The 16,314-nt window shown below is 66.3% G+C and carries 12 protein-coding genes; 10 read left to right on the forward strand and 2 right to left on the reverse strand.

The genetic code is table 11. The features are described from left to right. The 10 genes from MKAN_RS27375 (at position 1) to MKAN_RS27420 (ending at position 15,195) form a co-directional block, all read left to right on the forward strand. Complete coding sequence (locus tag MKAN_RS27375; RefSeq protein WP_023373951.1) at positions 1 to 2,619, forward strand: hypothetical protein; 2,619 nt, start codon at positions 1 to 3, stop codon at positions 2,617 to 2,619. Between the two features lie 2 nt (positions 2,620 to 2,621). After that, the gene (locus MKAN_RS27380; protein WP_023373953.1) at positions 2,622 to 4,649 is read left to right on the forward strand and encodes a SaeA-related protein; all 2,028 of its coding nucleotides are present in this window, start codon (positions 2,622 to 2,624) and stop codon (positions 4,647 to 4,649) included. After that, entirely contained in the window at positions 4,646 to 7,105 is a 2,460-nt protein-coding gene (locus tag MKAN_RS27385) for a GAP1-N2 domain-containing protein (RefSeq protein ID WP_023373955.1), read from the forward strand. The genes MKAN_RS27380 and MKAN_RS27385 overlap by 4 nt, the downstream gene beginning before the upstream one ends. Then, positions 7,105 to 8,031, forward strand: coding sequence for a hypothetical protein (locus MKAN_RS27390; protein ID WP_036394287.1), 927 nt, complete (start codon positions 7,105 to 7,107; stop codon positions 8,029 to 8,031). Before MKAN_RS27385 ends, MKAN_RS27390 begins: the two co-directional genes overlap by 1 nt. After that, the gene (locus MKAN_RS27395; protein ID WP_023373959.1) at positions 8,028 to 9,191 is read left to right on the forward strand and encodes a hypothetical protein; all 1,164 of its coding nucleotides are present in this window, start codon (positions 8,028 to 8,030) and stop codon (positions 9,189 to 9,191) included. The genes MKAN_RS27390 and MKAN_RS27395 overlap by 4 nt, the downstream gene beginning before the upstream one ends. A gap of 134 nt (positions 9,192 to 9,325) precedes the next feature. Next, entirely contained in the window at positions 9,326 to 10,417 is a 1,092-nt protein-coding gene (locus MKAN_RS27400) for a sensor domain-containing protein (protein WP_160937774.1), read from the forward strand. 226 nt (positions 10,418 to 10,643) lie between these two features. Further along, positions 10,644 to 11,696: a sensor domain-containing protein gene (locus tag MKAN_RS27405; protein WP_133163500.1), complete on the forward strand. Its 1,053-nt coding sequence runs from the start codon at positions 10,644 to 10,646 to the stop codon at positions 11,694 to 11,696. 132 nt (positions 11,697 to 11,828) lie between these two features. Next, positions 11,829 to 12,314 carry a pyridoxamine 5'-phosphate oxidase family protein gene (locus tag MKAN_RS27410; RefSeq protein ID WP_023373965.1) on the forward strand — a complete coding sequence of 162 codons (486 nt, stop codon included), beginning with the start codon at positions 11,829 to 11,831 and terminating at the stop codon, positions 12,312 to 12,314. 209 nt (positions 12,315 to 12,523) lie between these two features. Continuing rightward, entirely contained in the window at positions 12,524 to 13,993 is a 1,470-nt protein-coding gene (locus tag MKAN_RS27415) for a biotin carboxylase (protein WP_023373967.1), read from the forward strand. 47 nt (positions 13,994 to 14,040) lie between these two features. Beyond that, positions 14,041 to 15,195, forward strand: a complete 1,155-nt coding sequence (locus MKAN_RS27420; protein ID WP_036394282.1) for a serine hydrolase domain-containing protein — start codon at positions 14,041 to 14,043, stop codon at positions 15,193 to 15,195. A 184-nt stretch (positions 15,196 to 15,379) separates the two neighbouring features. Here MKAN_RS27420 and MKAN_RS27425 read toward each other — a convergent pair whose 3' ends face one another. Beyond that, the gene (locus MKAN_RS27425; RefSeq protein WP_023373971.1) at positions 15,380 to 15,691 is read right to left on the reverse strand and encodes a hypothetical protein; all 312 of its coding nucleotides are present in this window, start codon (positions 15,689 to 15,691) and stop codon (positions 15,380 to 15,382) included. A gap of 377 nt (positions 15,692 to 16,068) precedes the next feature. After that, a complete protein-coding gene (locus MKAN_RS27430; protein ID WP_023373973.1) occupies positions 16,069 to 16,302 on the reverse strand; it encodes a hypothetical protein in 234 nt (77 codons plus the stop codon). Positions 16,303 to 16,314: the final 12 nt, after the last annotated feature.

Genomic DNA, 16,314 nt, shown 5'->3' on the forward strand with positions numbered 1-16,314 from the left:
ATGACCGCCCTTACCGTGGTGCTGGCTCCGCACGCGCAGTCCGAAGACATCCTCGCGGTGCTCGCGGACTATTCTGCTGTCGGATTGCTGCGCAGCTTCGCCTGGGTGGATGCACCATCCGGCACGGCGAGTTCGCTGCCCGCCACTCTGGTGACCGATGGTCAGATGAGTCCCGTTGTGCTGCAGCAGATCTTGACTGCGCGAAGGTATGACCGGGTCCGGCTGGCGGTTCTGGTGCCGGCGGAAGCACCTCTCGAAGCTCGGATACCACTGGCCGTCGAGCTGCAGGTGGAGCAGGTCGTGCGGTCCAGCGCGATCGGTGCGCCGATCACCCTGCTGCGGCTGCTCTACACCGCCGGCGCGGCCGCAACGGTTCCCGCCGACCCGTCGCTTGTGCTGGAAGGATGGCACAACCTTCTTGTCGCGCCGGAGGACCCGTCGGGTCCGGAATTGGCTGCCGCAACCCTGGACCGGCTCACGGATCCCCTGCTTGTGGCGCGTTATGTCGCACCGGTGGTCGCCGGTGTCACCGGCCTGTGGGCGGACATCGACCGGACGCCGTTCGACGCGGCCGCGATCCTGCCGGGGCTCACCATCCGCGCCGTGCGCGCCTTCTACCGTCAACTCGACAGCGCAGACGTCGAGGAGCGCTTGCGGGCGCAGCTGTTCGATTCCACCGGTCGCCTTCCGTTGCCCCGCGCCGACCGCGTGCCGGTCGTCTTCATCGACGACGTGGCAACGGCGACACAGTCGATGGCCCGGGCGCTGTGGACCAAGCATCGCGACGTGCTGCGCGGTCCGAGACTGTCCGTCGGCGGCGAAGGAGCCCAACGGATTTCGATGGGGATCGCCCTCAGGATGTTTCTCTCCTTCATGGGCTCGGCGCTGTGGCGGGCGCCGTCGGCATGGATTGCCTCGGCGCTGGGCTCGGTGTCGTCGGTGGTCGCCACCACGGTGCAGAATGCGGTGTTCGGCCGCTCGGGATCGGCGTACGACGTGGTCGCGGGCGCCGAGCCGGCCAGCTGGCAAGACCTGGGGCGAAGCGCCGACACCCTGGGTGACGCGCTGGCCGAACCTGCTGGCGGCAAACACCTTGCGCACCAGGATCTGAGCCGCCTGTGGACCGATTTCGTCAGCGTCGCCCTCACCCTGGCCGACGGCGGCCGGCGGTCCACCAACCTGGAGCCGGTGCGCGTGGGCGCCGCTGTCGGAGTGGTCCGCAACTGTTCAGATGTCGTACCGAGTGCCGCCGACCGGTTCGCCGCCATCCCGGGGTCGTTGGCGGCTGTCGCCGGGATGAGCGCGGTGGAGGCAACCGATTTGCTGGAGGCGGCTGCGCTGCGAGACCGCCTGCAGCGCCTCTACGGTGACCCGGCCGCGGGAGTCGAGGCCCGCCGCGCCGCGGCAAGCCTGGACGACTGGTTGCAGACGGTGTCGAAAAGCTTTGCGTGGCAGGCCGGCTCGATCCTCGTCGACTACCTGCAACGGGCCCGCAGCGAGGTCGCCGGCCTGGTGCAACAGATCCGCGGCACCACCAACCGGGACGACGTCGAGGAGCGGCTAAGCCAGCGCCAGCACACGATTGGACTGATCCTCAAGACGTTCGGCTGGGGCGTTTTCGGTGGGCTGGCGTTGTTGGTCGGGGTGGCCGCGTTGGGCGCGGTCGGGTGGACGTTCGCGATTGTCACCGGCGGGGTGCTGCTGGCGGTGTATCTGGTGATCGCGCTGGCGTTGTTCCTGCTCACCCAGCGCGACCTGTTCGCCGAGATGAATCTGCGCCAGTCGCAACTCAGTCGGTTGGACGCGATGCATACCAATCTGCGCTCGGCGGTGCAGGATCTCAGCCGGCTGTCGGGCGCATACGGGCAACTGCTGGCGTGGACCCGGGTGTTGGGCGCGGTGCTGCGGGCACCGTTCGGTGCAGCTGCGGCCCCGGGCCCGGCGCCCGGGCAGCTGATCGACGGATTGCCGCGGTCGACGTGCCTGGGTATCGCGATGCCGAGTTCCGATGACACGCAGACTGCTATCGATTGGATTGAGCAGCGGTTGTACTCGGTGGGCTGGCTCACCCGGCCGTGGGAGGACCTGCTGGCGGAGGCAGGAAAGCAGCTGCGCGAGGCTCCCGCGGCGCTGTTCGTCATGCCCGGCGCCGGAACCGGATCGCCGCTGGACCAGTGGTCCAGCGCGGTCGCGTCCGGCCAGGTGCAGGCCAGAGGTGCCGATGCGCTGTGGCAGCGGGTGGAGCAGATGCTCAGCGAATCGGCGGGCCCGGTCGGCGACACCCTCACCCGTGCGGTGTTTGTGCCGGCGGCCGACCGGACAGTGCCCGAGGCCGAGTTCAGCACCGGGGTCACCGACCACCGCCCGGAGCGTGCCGCGCCGTTTGCCGGCTCACTGTTCACCGACACCGCCGTCACCGCCGGTCGTTCCGCAGCGGTGTTGGACGAATCCGTCATGACGCGCCGCGGTCTGGGCTACCGCGCTGTGGTGGTGCAGGCCAGCGACGGCCTGCAGCCCTACGATTTCGCGGTCTTCGCGCCACGCACCAGCATGGCCACCAGCCCCGACGCGGCGACCGATCACGAAGAACCGCCCGGTTCTGGAAAACTGGTCTTCTAGAGATGCCTAATCCGAACGCACTCGACAGCGATCCCCGCCTGCCGGCTCTGTTGCGGTGGCGCCAGCAGCTCATCTCTTCCGGCGCGGTGTCACCGCACACCTTCAAGGAAGCGCATGTGCGGATGGTGCTGCGGTCCGGGCGCCGCGACGTCGACGAGATCCGCGCGATGTTGCCCGGCTCGGTGGCGGAGTATGCCGAGGACATGGCGCGCGTCCTCGACGAACTGACCGCCGAGACGACCGGGCCGGCGCGCACCGCCGATACCGGCCGGGTTGCGACGAGAGAGTCGGTGCCAGAAGCTGATTCAGCGCTGTACCGCGAAGGCACTCCGGATAGCTTCGCGCCGTTCATCTTTCGCAAGCAGACTGCCGAGCCGCATGAGATTGTGGTCCGCCCGGTCGCCGACCCTGCCAGTGGCCAGCAGGCCCTCGAAATTACGTGGCCACCCTATCAATCCGGGAAAGCAGAATCGGACTCCTGCACGGTGTACCGGGTGGTCAGCAGCGAGGAGAACGAACCGTACTCTCCGGATCGGGCGCAACTGGTCGCGGTGACCACGACTACGTCAGCACACGACAGCCGACCGCCGATTAGCGCCGTACGCCGCTTCCAGGTGTGGGTGAACACCGGTGCATCACGCGCGGAAGCGCTTGCCGCTCAACCGGTTTTGCATGCCGCAGGCGCACGGCCCAGCCCGGTCGACAATGTCGTTCTGACCCAGGATTCCGGCCGCGTGATCGGCCAATGGACGGTCTTCCCGCGGGTGAGCGCCGTGCACCTCTACCGGATCCCGGCGGAGGAAAGCGCAGCCGACGAGATGCCGTACCAGATCCTCGCCGACAGCGACAACCTCGACGGGTTTGTCGATACCGACGCGGAACCCGGGCGGCGTTATATATATCGGGCGCGCTGCAAGGTGAGCGTCGACGGAGTGGAGCGCCTGTCGGACCCCGTGCAAGCGGAGGTGCAGGTCTCTGCCATGCCGGCGCCGGTCGACGACTTGTCGCTAAGCCCCCACGACGACGGCGCGGTGCTCGACCTCAGCTGGACCTCGCCGCCGGCAGGCCGTGTCTTGATCTTCCGGACCCAGGACCTGCCGGAGGCAGCCGAATCGGCCCAGCTGCCTGAAAGCGCACTCGAGCTAGCTGGGCTGCGTCCGGCATCGCGGCTGAACTATCCGATATCCGAGCGCCGTGACAGCGACGGCCGCCTGCGGTCGGTGATAGCCGGCGTGCCCTGGCCCAGCGAGTGGAGTCGTGCCTACTTCACCCCCGTGACCGTCCTGGACGGCAGGGCGCGGTTGGGCAAGAGCATTTCAACGGTTCGCACCGGGTCGATCACCGACGTCCAGCTCACCGAGTACTGCAGCAAGCAGGTGCTGACCTTCGCCTGGCCAGCCGGCGCGGCAGCGGTGTCGATCTACCTGGCCCCCAAGGACTACGACCCGCAATTGGGACTCAGCGGGCGGCACTACGAGGTCTCGTTCGAGGACTACCACAAGTTCGGGGGACACCAGTTCCCTAAGAACGAGCTACCCCCGGGTGGCTGTTCGCTGCACCTGGCGCCGGTGGCATTCTCGGCCGGTCGCCGCATCCAGGGCGCTATCACCAGCTTGCAATACGTCGGTCTGCTACGGCTGTGGTACTCGGTGAAGATATCGCGGGATCCCGCCGGCAACCCACTCACCGCCGCACTGCTGATTCGCGCCGAGACCGACGACGTCATCGGTTCGCCCCCGTTCGTGTTGGTCAACAACGCCCAACGAATCCCGTTGAGCATCACCGACGGTGAGCCGCTCGACGTGGCGCCGCTGAACGACCAGGGTGAGGTGGCGGCGCGACCCGCAAAGCAATTCAAATGGCCGGTGCTGCGAAGCGACGGCACTTCCCAGGTTTTCGTTGGCGACGTCAGAGGCCGGCAGGGGTGGGTACGGCTTTTCGCCGACGTCGGCGATCCGAAACGGCTGCAGCGGCTGGCGCTGCTGGATCCCCCGGTCGATGCGCTTCGGCTGACCCGGACGTCGTCATGACGGCCCGGTACGGACAACTGAGCTACACGTCGTTCGATGCTTCGGGCTCGGCCGGCGGCTGGAGAGTCAAGCAAACCGGCGGCGACCTCGACGAGGCAGAAGAAGCGCTCCTGGTGGCCGGTGTGCACACTGTGCTGAATCCGGTAAAGCCACTACCGGCATTCCCGACAGCCGCGCAGCTGCAACGCATTCCGCACCGGTTGGCGTATCGCCGCATCAACCGCAACACAGCCTGCTATTGGCACACGGTGCCGGCGGGAAGCGACCACACCGGCCGGCCCGGCAACGTGTTCGTGCACGCGATGCTGGATCGGGAAGCTGGCAAAGCGCAGGGCTCGTATCGGCCTATCGAGCTGTGGCGTTCGCAACGCTGGCTTTGTCCCTATGGTGGTGCGGCCGTGGCTGGGGCAGAGCTGCCCGCAGAACCACCGGGGCCGGGCGACACCGTGACACGCCGCAGCGTGGTCAATTTCGCCTACGACACCAGCACGTGGCGACTGACAACATTGTTCGGGTTGATGGATGCAGTCGCAGCCGCGATCGAGGGCGGCCCGCCGGTCGTGCTGGGTGCGGAGTCGGACGAAACCGCCGCACAGTGGATCGGTTTGATCAGCTTCCTGATGTCTCCGGGAACTGCACGGTCGCTGAACTTCTCCACCTTCGATCGCGCCGATCAGCTCGAGCACGCCGTGCGGATCGGTCAACATCTCACCGCGATCCCACGCGATGACCTCCCGATGGCCCCTGCGGCGGCCGTGACAATCGACGAGACCGACACCCTTTCGCTGGGAGAATTCGGCGGCCAACCGCACCGGACCGCGGCCGCACAGCCGATCGAGGTCACCGCTTGGTCGGCCATGGCGCAGGTAGCCATGCTGGACCCCGACTCAATGCGGCTGGTGCTCAACGACATTGACATGTTCGCCGCCGGGGTAAACGATTGCGGCCTGCACCCGGCGTGGCCGATGGCGATGTCCATCGCTACCCGGGAGCGATTCGTCGACGCGGCTGACGAAGCCCGGTCTGTGATCACGCAACACTCGCCATCCAGCCCGGTCATTGATCCCGCAATCGTGCAGACGATTAGCGACGTAGTGCGTTCCTCGGCCGGAACGGGCACCGCCGAGGCGCTGGAGGCGGCACGGCGGATGCCCGACGGCCTGACGGCGCAGATCGCCGACGCACTGTACCTGTCGCGCGCCATCTGCGACGACCGGTGGCTAGACCGGCCGGGCCCGATCCCGCTGGGCCGGACTGGCTATCACGGCCGGGCGGTTCCGGCCGAACTGTTGGAGGCGATTCCCTCAGCGCTGCGGGCGGCCGGTGATCGGGGACCGGACCGAGTGCTACGAGTCGCCGACATCCTCTTCCGGGTGGGAATCGACTACGACCTGTCCAGGGTGTTCCAGGAACACGTCCTGCCGGCGCTGCGGGACCCGCGGCAAGCCCGGCGCCTGATGCTCGGGCTCGGTGGGCGGATCAGCATTGACTGTCGCTTGGCTGTGGCATCCGTGATGATGGCGCAGGGCGAACCGCCGGATCATTTCGCAGCCCAACTCGACGATGCCGTGCTGGATTGGCTCAGTGACGGGGTGACGGCGCCGTCTGCAGAGCAGCTCACCGAAGCCCGGCGGTGGGATCAGAATTGGACCCGGGCGGCGGTGCGTGCCGCGCGGACGCACCGACTCGGCCCCGAAACCGACCGAGATCGGCAAGCGGAGACGTGGTGGCGCCGTATCAACGGTTTGCCATCGGCGAAGCCGGATCAGACCGAAGACCGGACGCTCGAGCGTCGGCCTGCGACTCGAGAACTGATTGCCGACCTGGTCGGGGCGGCCGACTCACCGGAAATGTTCGAGCTCGCCGCCAGGGTCGTTACCGAAAACAGGGACGAACTAGGGGTTGCGTGCGCGGTGGTACGGCTTTATGAACCGCAAGACTGGGTCGCGCGCGGCTACGTCATGACATACCAGCGCGCCTATACCCCCAGGTGGGACGAAGCGGTTGAGGCGGTCGGACCGGACCGCGTTCACCACGACTTCGCGCGCCGGCTGCTTGTCCTGGCGGTCGTTGGTGCCATTTTCGGCACGCCGTGTCCCCGGGTGTGCGCCGGGCTGCTGACCGATCCGAGCCTGCAAACCGAGGTGACCGAGCAAGTATTCGCCTTGGCGGAGACCAACGTGATCTCCGCCAAGGCGGCTCTCGCGGTCAGCCTGCTGCACCCCGCCGGGACCGATCCGATAGAGCCGCTGTTGCGGCGGTTGGCCGCCCGCATCGCGGCGACGTTCCCCTGGGACGCCGACGAGGTCAACGACGTCGTGCACGTGATGGGCCAAATCAGCGCAGCGACGGACGCCGCGTCGCTGCGATGTTTTCGCGAGATGGTGCTCGACGCGCTCCACGGTCAGTCCAACGACCTGGATCCCATGGCGGCACCCTCGCAGTGGAGTCACTGATGCCCATCTATCTGATGAGTGAGCGCACCCGAAGCGTGACGATCCCCGGTCAGGCACTGGCCCTGTCGATCACCGGATCGGTAGCCGACGCGGTGTTGAATATCCACGCCGCGGCCGATCAACCTGTGGTGCGGTCCTCGTCGCACCGCTCGGTCCTGCCGATTGTCATGGGCCCGCTTGTTGTCAGCGTGCAACCGGCCCGGGGCGACTTCTTCGGTCCGGACACCGTGGTCCAGCTGGGAATCGGACCCGATACCGCCGATGCCGTGGATCCCGTTCAGGTGGTGTTCGAACCGGTCGATGTATCCGGAGACAGCGACGTCGAACTAGCCACGTTGACACCGGCTGGGACCCGCATCGAGATAGCGGTCAGCGCACTGGCCGACCGATCGTTAAACCCGCTCGGGACCGCTGCCCGCGCGGCCGCCCGGAAGGTCGTCGGGCGGCGCTCTGAGCCGTCGAGCCACGCGGTCGTCATCGCGGTGGACGCTTCGGCCTCGATGCGCTCGGCATTCAGCGACGGAAGCGTCTCGGCCGCGGCTGACATCGTGGTTGGCGTTGCCGACGCGGTCGGCATCACGGACGTGTCAGCCATGTTGGTCGCGGAGAAACCCGTAGCGGTCCCGACCGAACCGGCCCGCACCTTGGCGGATTCACTTCGCAGCGCGGAGCCTCGATGGTCCGCAGGTGTCCGATGGTCGACAATCGACGGCATCGGCGCGCGCGCCGTGGTGTGCACCGACTTTCCGACACAGACACTGCGGCAACGGTTTCCGGTGATTGCCATCTCCACCGATCCGCGGCTGGAAACCGACTGCGCGGTGCTGCGTCCGCCCCGCCCGGGTGTCGACGCCGCCGCTGAGGTGCTCAGCCAGCCGGCGGTGCTGGAACGGATCGCGATCTCACTCGTTCGGGGCTTGATGTGACGAAGTGCCCGCGCTGCTTCTCGGTCCTGAGCGACGACCATTACGCGTGGATAGTGGACCCGCGCGTCGCCGGGGTCCCCCGTTATGTGGATGCGGCCGCATCGGCTTACTATGGCGCGGCTGTCACGTCGCCGCCGGTGTACGACGCCAAGCGACCGCCGGGCTACAGGGGTCGGCTCCACACGGCGGCAGACGCCAGTGCCGCGATGAACGGACTGCCCGTCGTCGAGATCTGCCCTGTCTGCCACTTCGAACTTCCGGGGGGATGGCGTCAGGGTCAGGCGGTGTGTATTGCGATGGCCGGGGCCCGGGCAACCGGTAAGAGCATCTATATCGCCGTCTTGATCAAACAGATGGAGCTGCTCTGCGAAACCTTGAGCGTGTCGATGAGCCCTACCACCCAGGCCTCGGCCCAGGCGTATGCCGTCAATTATGAGCAGCCGCTGTATGTTCAGCGAGGGCTCATCCCACCAACCCCCACCGTGCGAACACAGGCTTCGCATCAACGCGAACCACTCATTTTCAGCATCGGGGCGTGGCTTGGGGTGCCGACCTTCGTGGTATTGCGGGACGTGGCCGGCGAGGATCTGGAGGCCGGCAATACCTACGCTCCGCATTTCCGGTTCTTCGCCGACGCAGACGCCGTGTTTTTCATGTTTGACCCATTGCGGGTCAAGGGAGTTCGTGATCAACTGCAGGATTTGCTGCCGGCGCCGTCGTCGACCGGCGGAGATCCGCGGTCCGTCCTGAGCAACGTGATGCTGGCGGTCGGCACGGGACGGCCCAAACTGGCGGTCATCGTGTCGAAGTTCGACGCGTTGCGGGCGCTACGCGACGTAGAGGGCTCGGACTGGAGCTACGTCATGTCCAACTCCGGCGCGTCGTACCTGCGTGACAGCTCCGAAAACAGAGAGTACGACGATGCCGACGGACAACTTCTCCACGAGGAAGTCCGCAGCCTACTGCTCAGGCTGCAAGGCGGCTCGGTCGTCACCGCGGTCGAACACCCTTCCACCGGAGCGCCTTTGCCGCATCGCTACTTCGCGGTATCGGCGCTGGGCCAGCCCCCGGACGGTAACCGCTTGAACGTGCGCGGCATTGCCCCGTTTCGCTGCACGGATCCGCTGCGCTGGGTCACCTCCAGCTTCGGGGTGCTGTAAATCCCCACAATGGGAGCAAATCCTCTGTCCACCTCGGCGACGCTCGTCGGCGATCGACGAATCTTAGTTACCGGATGTCGACCAGACTCGCACCGATATCATCCGAGATATGGGGTGCGTGGGAGGAATGGCAAGTGTCCAACGATGTGAATCCGCAATCGCCGGGACCCGAGCCTGATCCGTTTCGTGATGTTAGTTCCGGCGGGTCGCCGTGGCAGCCTCGGGGCACAAACGACATCGAGCCCGGTGGGACAGGTGCGCAACCGGGTGGCTTCGACGACTCCGAACTGAGCGCGCCATCGAAAGAGCCTGTCCCGGAATACTTTTCGGACTCGAGCGGGCCGCCATTGCCACCGGTGATCGAGGCGTTTCCCGGCTACCACGAGGTGCAGCAGCCGCCCAAGTCGCCCAAGTCGCCCAAGCCGCCCAAGCCGCCCAAGATGGCCGCCGACAAGGTCGTCGGTTCGCGGAGGATCCGGTGGCCGGCGGTGGCCATCGGCGTGGCCGGCGTCGCCGTCATCTTGGTGGTGGCGGTGGTGGTGACCGTGCTAATCACCAGCCGGCGCGGGCCGAATCCAGGCCAACGGCCTGCGCCGGCGGCGCCGTCGGGAGCAATTCCCCCGAGCGCGTCACCGTCGCCGACGTTGACAACGCCCGATCAGCTGAACGGCATTCTGCTCAGCGAGGCTGACATCAACGCGATCATGCGCGCTTCAGCCATGACAGCGAGCAAGACGTACGAGGAGATGGACCCCATATCCCTCAAGGTGTCGAACCCGGACTGCCAGGGGGCGTTTCATGTCGGGCAGGGCGCGGTGTACACGGGCAGCGGCCAGACCTCAGTGAGAGCCCAAGTCCTGTATGAGCTGGGGCCTGCCCGGGAACACTTTGTCGGCCAGGCCGCGGTGGCCTTTCCGTCCGCCGACGAGGCCAGTCGGTTTGTGCAGAATTCGGCGGCCAAGTGGAAGAACTGCGCCAACCAGACGGTCACCGTCACACTCAGCGACGGCCGGACCTCCAGGTGGACCCTTGCGAGCCTGAAGGACATGCCCGCGGCAATCACGCTGAACGCCACCCAAGAAGGATCCAGTAACAACTGGGGCTGCCAGCATGCGCTGAGTGCGGTGTCCAATGTGGTGATCGACGTCGAAGCTTGCGGCTACCACGTCACCGATGAAGGCGGCCAGATCGCCGACAAAATGGTGGCCAAAGTCAAAGGGCAATAGGGCATCCGGCGGCCGGCGGCTATTGGGCAACGTCCGGGCGCGTGGAACACCAGGTGGTTGCGGCCCCATGTCCGGTACGTGCGGTGTGCGGGCTGAGCGTGTTGTCGCGGTCTCCAGCGGCTGGGCGCAAACGACTCGCCCCCATCCGGTGGCTGGCACTGGCGCGGTGGCGATCCGAGTTGCACCGATATCATCCGACGTATGAGGCGCGTGGGAGGAATGGCAAGTGTCCAACGATGTGGATCCGCAATCGCCGGGACGTGAGCCTGATCCTTTTCGCGGGGTGAATTCCGGCGGGTCGCCGGGGCAGCTTCGGGGTCCCAATGACGTTGAGCCCGGCGGGACAACTGCGCAACCGGGTGGCTTCGAAGACTCCGACTTGAGCCCACAATCGAAAGAGCCTCTCCCGGAATACTTTTCTGCCCCGGGCGGTCCGCCGCTACCGCCGGTGATCGAGGCCTTTCCCGGCCATCACGACGTGCAGCAGCCGCCGAGGAAGACCGCCGAGAAGGTCGTCGGTTCGCGGCGGATCCGATGGCCGGCCGTGGCCATCGGCGTGGCCGGCGTTGCCGTGATCCTGGTGGTGGTGATGATTACCGTGCTGCTGACAAATCGGCACGGGGCGAAGCCGGGCCAAAGTGCTGCGCCACCGACGACGACGGCGGCCCCGCCTCCGAGCACGTCGCCGCCGCCGACCCTGACGACGCCCGAACAACTGAACGGCATTCTGCTCAGCGCGGACGCCGTCAACGTGACCATGGGCGCTTCGACCATTCAACTGATCGATTCGTACGAGCAGCTGGACCCCACACCCATAACCCTGTCGAACCCCGACTGCCAAGGGGCCCTTTATGCGATGCAGGGTCCGGCGTATGCGGGCAGCGGCCAGACCGCGGTGAGAGCCCAAGTCTTGTCTGAGCCGGGCCGTTTCCATGCGCACTGGGTCAACCAGGCGGCGGTGACTTTTGCGTCCGGCGACGACGCCACTCGATTCGTGCAGAATTCGGCCGACAAGTGGAAGAATTGCGCCAACCGGACGGTCACCGTCACAAACAGCAAGGGCGAAACCTTCAGGTGGTCCTTTACGAGCCTCAACGGCAGGCCCCCGAATATCTCGTTGAGCGACCTCCAGGAAGGAGCCAGTAACAACTGGGGCTGCCAGCATGCACTGAGCGCGGTGTCCAATGTCGTCATCGACGTCAATGCGTGCGGATACCACATCGCCAGTGAAGGTCGCCAGTTAGCCGACAAAATGGTCGCCAAAGTCGCCGGGCAATAGCAAGATAGGGCCGACGCGGGTTAACGGTGCACCGCGGAGGTCTGGGGAGGTGTCCCCTTTCGGTGGGTGGGCCAACGGGCGGACGTTCGCAGGTGTCGAGCCCGGGCCGGAACGGGTAGGACTACGTCTGTGATGAACAAGCAGGAGTTGACTCGAGAGCTTGGACACCCCGGCGCCCAGACGCTGCTCTCCGGTTCCATGGCCCGGCTCGCCTACAACGGACACGATGGCTTCCCGCGGGTCGTCCCAGTCGGGTTCTACTGGACCGGCGAACGCATCGTCGTCTCCACGGCACCGACCTCCCCGAAAGCACGCGCGCTTTCGTCCCGCCCGCACGTCGCAGTGACCATCGACACCGGCTCCACGCCGGAAGAGGCGAAGGCCCTGTTGGTGCGTGGCCTTGCCACGCTGGAAACCGTCGACGGCGTCACCGACGAGTACCTCGCGGCGGCGCGCAGGTCAATGAGCGAACCCCAACTTGCCGAGTTCGAACGCAACGTGCGGTCGACGTATCAGCAGATGGTGCGCATCTCGATCGAACCGCTGTGGGCGCGGTTCTATGACTTCGGCGCAGGCCGATTACCCGCTTTCCTCGTTAACCTCGTCAGCGACGGCTAGCAGCATCAGTCGGCAGTGCGTCGTCCAACACCGCGTAGACGGGTGTCGCGAAGCTGCGCGCGGTACGCCTGGCCAGCATGCGGGCCGGAACTGGTTCACACTTGTGCCATGGAAACTCGTGACTTCGCCGCCGCCGTGACCGTCGTCGCCCTGCGCCCGCCGCCGTCCGTGCGCCGGGCTCAGCCGCCGGCGTCACCGGGGTTGGCGTAATGATGACCGCTGGCGGGCCTGAGCGCCGCCTGCTGAACGGGATCTCGGACGTGCGCGCGTTCTTTCACACCAACGCGGTGCCGCTGTACTTCATCTCACCGACCCCGTTCAACCTGCTGGGCATCGACCGCTGGATACGAAACTTCTTCTACCTGACCTACTTTGACTCTTTTGAGGGTGAGCATTCGCGGGTGTTCGTGCCGCGGCGGCGCGACCGCATTGATTTCGGGTCCATGGGGGATGTATGTAACCACCTGCTGCGTGATCCCGAGACACTGGAGTTCATCGCGCGACGCGGGCCCGGCGGCAAGGCCTGCTTCGTGATGCTCGACGAGGAAACCCAGGCACTCGCGCGTCAGGCGGGGCTCGAGGTCATGCATCCCCCGGCGGAGCTGCGCCATCGTCTGGGCTCCAAGATCGTCATGACGCGGCTCGCCGACGAAGCGGGCGTACCGAGCGTGCCTCATGTGATCGGGCGGGCCGGCTCGTACGACGAGTTGTCGGCGCTTGCGCAGGGCGCCGGGCTGGGAGACGACCTCGTCATCGAGGCCGCTTATGGCAATGCCGGCAGCGCAACGTTTTTCGTGCGCGGTCAGCGCGACTGGGACCAGTGTGCCGCTGACCTGACGGGCCAGGAAGTCAAAGTCATGAAGCGCATCCGCAATGTCGAGGTGTGCATCGAGGGCACCGTGACCCGCCACGGCACCGTGATCGGCCCCGCGATGACCAGTCTCGTCGGCTACCCGGAGCTGACTCCATACCGGGGCGCCTGGTGCGGCAACGACGTCTGGCGCGAGGCGCTGCCGGCGGCACAGACGCGCGCCGCGCGCGAGATGGTGCGAAAGCTGGGCGACGTCCTGCGCCGTGAGGGGTACCGCGGCTACTTCGAGGTGGACCTGTTGCGTGACCTGGACTCCGGCGAGCTCTACCTTGGCGAGGTGAACCCGCGTCTGAGCGGCGCGAGCCCGATGACCAACTTGACCACCGAGGCCTACGCCGACATGCCGCTGTTCCTCTTTCACCTGCTCGAGTACATGGACGTCGAATACGAGCTGGACATCGAGGAGATCAACGGTCGCTGGGAGCGGGGCTATGGCGAAGACGAGGTCTGGGGTCAGCTGATCATCAGTGAGACTTCGCAGGACGTCGAGCTTTTCACCGCGACCCCACGCACCGGAGTATGGCGTCTCGATAGCGACGGGCGCGTTTCCTTTGCGCGCCAGGGCAACGACTGGGCCACGCTGCTCGACGAGTCCGAGGCCTTCTACATGCGCGTCGCCGCCCCCGGCGACTTACGTTGCGAGGGCGCCCAACTCGGCGTGCTCGTCACCCGCGGGCATCTGCAGACCGACGACTACCAGCTCACCGAACGCTGCCGGCGCTGGGTCCAAGGCATCAAGGCACAGTTCGCCTCGACACCCCTGGCGCCGGCCACACCGATCGTCTCGCGGCTCGTCGCACGAGCGTGAGCAGCGGCCGCTGCGGTGAACCCGGTCGCGTCCCGGCCGGTATCTCACTGGACAACTGGCTGTCGCCGCCACATTCGCATTGGTCATTCCAGCACATCGAAGACTTCATGCCCACCGCGGTGATCCCGCGGGGGGCGGGGCCGGCCGTGGCGTTGCCCGTGGCGAGTGCTTCGATTGCCGACATCCCGCTGACCAGCACTGAAGGCGTAACCACCACCGTTGGCGCGGTGATGGCCACCACCGCTACCGAGGGGTGGGCTGTCGCCCATCGCGGGTCGATGGTGGCCGAGGAGTACCCCGACGGCATGGGGGCCCAGACCCGGCACCTGCTGTTCTCGGTGAGCAAGTCGCTGGTGGCAGCCGTGGTCGGCACCCTGCACGGGGCCGGTGCCATCGAGCTTGCCGCCCCGGTCACGAAATACGTGACCGCCCTGGCGAATTGCGGATACGCCGGTGCGACGGTGCGCCACCTGCTGGACATGAGGTCGGGCATCGCGTTCTCGGAAAACTATCTCGACCCGGCCGCGGAGATACACGTCCGCGAGCAGGTGATCGGGTGGCGGCGCAAGAGCAGTCCGGACCTGCCCGCCACGCTGCGTGACTTCCTGCTGACCCTGCAGCAGAAGTCGGCCCACGGCGGCCCATTCGAATATCGCTCGTGCGAAACCGATGTACTCGGCTGGATCTGCGAGGTCGCTGGCGGTCAGCCGATGCCCGAACTGATGTCGGATCTGCTGTGGAGTCGTATCGGCGCCCAATGCGACGCCACCATCGCCTTGGACACGGCCGGCGACGCGGGCGGCACCGGGATATTCGACGGCGGTATCAGCGCCTGTCTTACCGACCTGATCCGGTTCGGGTCGCTGTTCTTGCGCGACGGGACCTCGTTGACCGGCCAGCAGGTGGTGCCCGCGGCGTGGATCGCCGACACTCTCGACGGTGGTCCCGACTCGCGTCAGGCGTTCGCCGCCAGCCCCGAGGACAACCCGATGCCCGGCGGCATGTACCGCAACCAGGTGTGGTTCCCCTACCCGGGCAGCAACGTCGTGTTGTGCCTGGGCATGTGCGGGCAGATGATCTACGTCAACCGCCGCGCGCAGGTGGTCGCCGCCAAGTTGTCCAGCCAGCCCGACTCTCAGGACCCACAGGTACAGCTGGACACGCTGCACGCATTCGATGCGGTGGCACGCGAATTGGCTTAAATCACTGGCAATTCGCATGGTCGTCGCTGCAGCTCCCCGTCGAGACCTGCGCATCGGTCGGGGGCTGGGATACGGCGTCCCCGTGATGATCGAGTCAACCGCCTCCCCGGAGGACTACTAGTTCCAGACCGGCCAGGTGCCGAAGCGGGTCACCGTCAACAGCGTCCTCGCCGACGCCACCCGCCTACGCGACGTATGGATTTAGGCAAAGACGCTGGGGCTGAGGCATTTTCACGTCATCAAGGTCGGCGCCTACTCGGGCCAGGATTTCAGCCTGGACCCCGCTGAGCTGCCAGATTTCCAAACCGATCTGACCGGGATCTGCACCGACATGTTCGCCGATCTCGAGGCCGGCCGCGCACCGATCGACTACCAACCGACTACCAAGATCGTGCGTCGGTTGATGATCCCGCAGCCGGTAACCCGGTTCTGCGGCGTAGCGGGCAGCTACCTCGGCGCCGCCGCAAACGGCAAGGTTTATCCCTGCTTCCGGCATCTGGGCTCAGCCCGGTACGAGGTTGGCGATACCCGGGGGCGGAGTCGAACGACAACAAGCGTCGAGATTTCATCAGTCACGAGGCCGCCGACGTGGACAACCGCCCGGTCTGTCGCGACTGCTGGGCGCGCTCTCTACGCGCCGGTGGCTGCTACGCGGATTCCACCGGGTACGGCCCTAATACCGTCGAGCCTCAGAAACACCAATGCCCATTCTGCCGGGCGGAGATCGAGCAATCGATCCGGTTCTACCGCCGGCTGATCGTCGCCGACCCAACCCATTGTCTGCGGCTATTCGGCGACAACCCGGACGACATCCTCGAAGCGGTTGGCACGGCGAGTTTTCTGAAGCGGCAGACCTGCTTCGGAGCGCGTTGGCTAACCGCAGGTCGCCTTACTCCATAGCCGATGCTCATAACCGTATTTGGGAGTGAGACTGTCGCCGTGGCTTGCGGTGTGCAGGAAAAGCTCGCCCGCCTCGTCGACGTTTTCGCTCAATGGGGCCAGGGCTTCTTGGATGCGGGCGGCCAACTGTTCGTTGTCAACGTCATCGTTGACCCGCACGGTGAGCGACACGACGACATCGCGGGTCTCCTTGGCTTTGTCTCCCACGGCTTCCTCCTT

It is taken from the genome of Mycobacterium kansasii ATCC 12478, from assembly GCF_000157895.3.
In the GTDB taxonomy this organism is placed as follows: Bacteria; Actinomycetota; Actinomycetes; order Mycobacteriales; family Mycobacteriaceae; genus Mycobacterium; species Mycobacterium kansasii.

Coding starts and splice junctions, on each gene's coding strand:
- MKAN_RS27380 (WP_023373953.1), top strand. CDS start 2,622: ATGCCTAATCCGAACGCACTCGACAGCGATCCCCGCCTGCCGGCTCTG.
- MKAN_RS27385 (WP_023373955.1), top strand. CDS start 4,646: ATGACGGCCCGGTACGGACAACTGAGCTACACGTCGTTCGATGCTTCG.
- MKAN_RS27415 (WP_023373967.1), top strand. CDS start 12,524: ATGATGACCGCTGGCGGGCCTGAGCGCCGCCTGCTGAACGGGATCTCG.
- MKAN_RS27390 (WP_036394287.1), top strand. CDS start 7,105: ATGCCCATCTATCTGATGAGTGAGCGCACCCGAAGCGTGACGATCCCC.
- MKAN_RS27375 (WP_023373951.1), top strand. CDS start 1: ATGACCGCCCTTACCGTGGTGCTGGCTCCGCACGCGCAGTCCGAAGAC.
- MKAN_RS27410 (WP_023373965.1), top strand. CDS start 11,829: ATGAACAAGCAGGAGTTGACTCGAGAGCTTGGACACCCCGGCGCCCAG.
- MKAN_RS27425 (WP_023373971.1), bottom strand. CDS start 15,691: ATGCCGGAAGCAGGGATAAACCTTGCCGTTTGCGGCGGCGCCGAGGTA.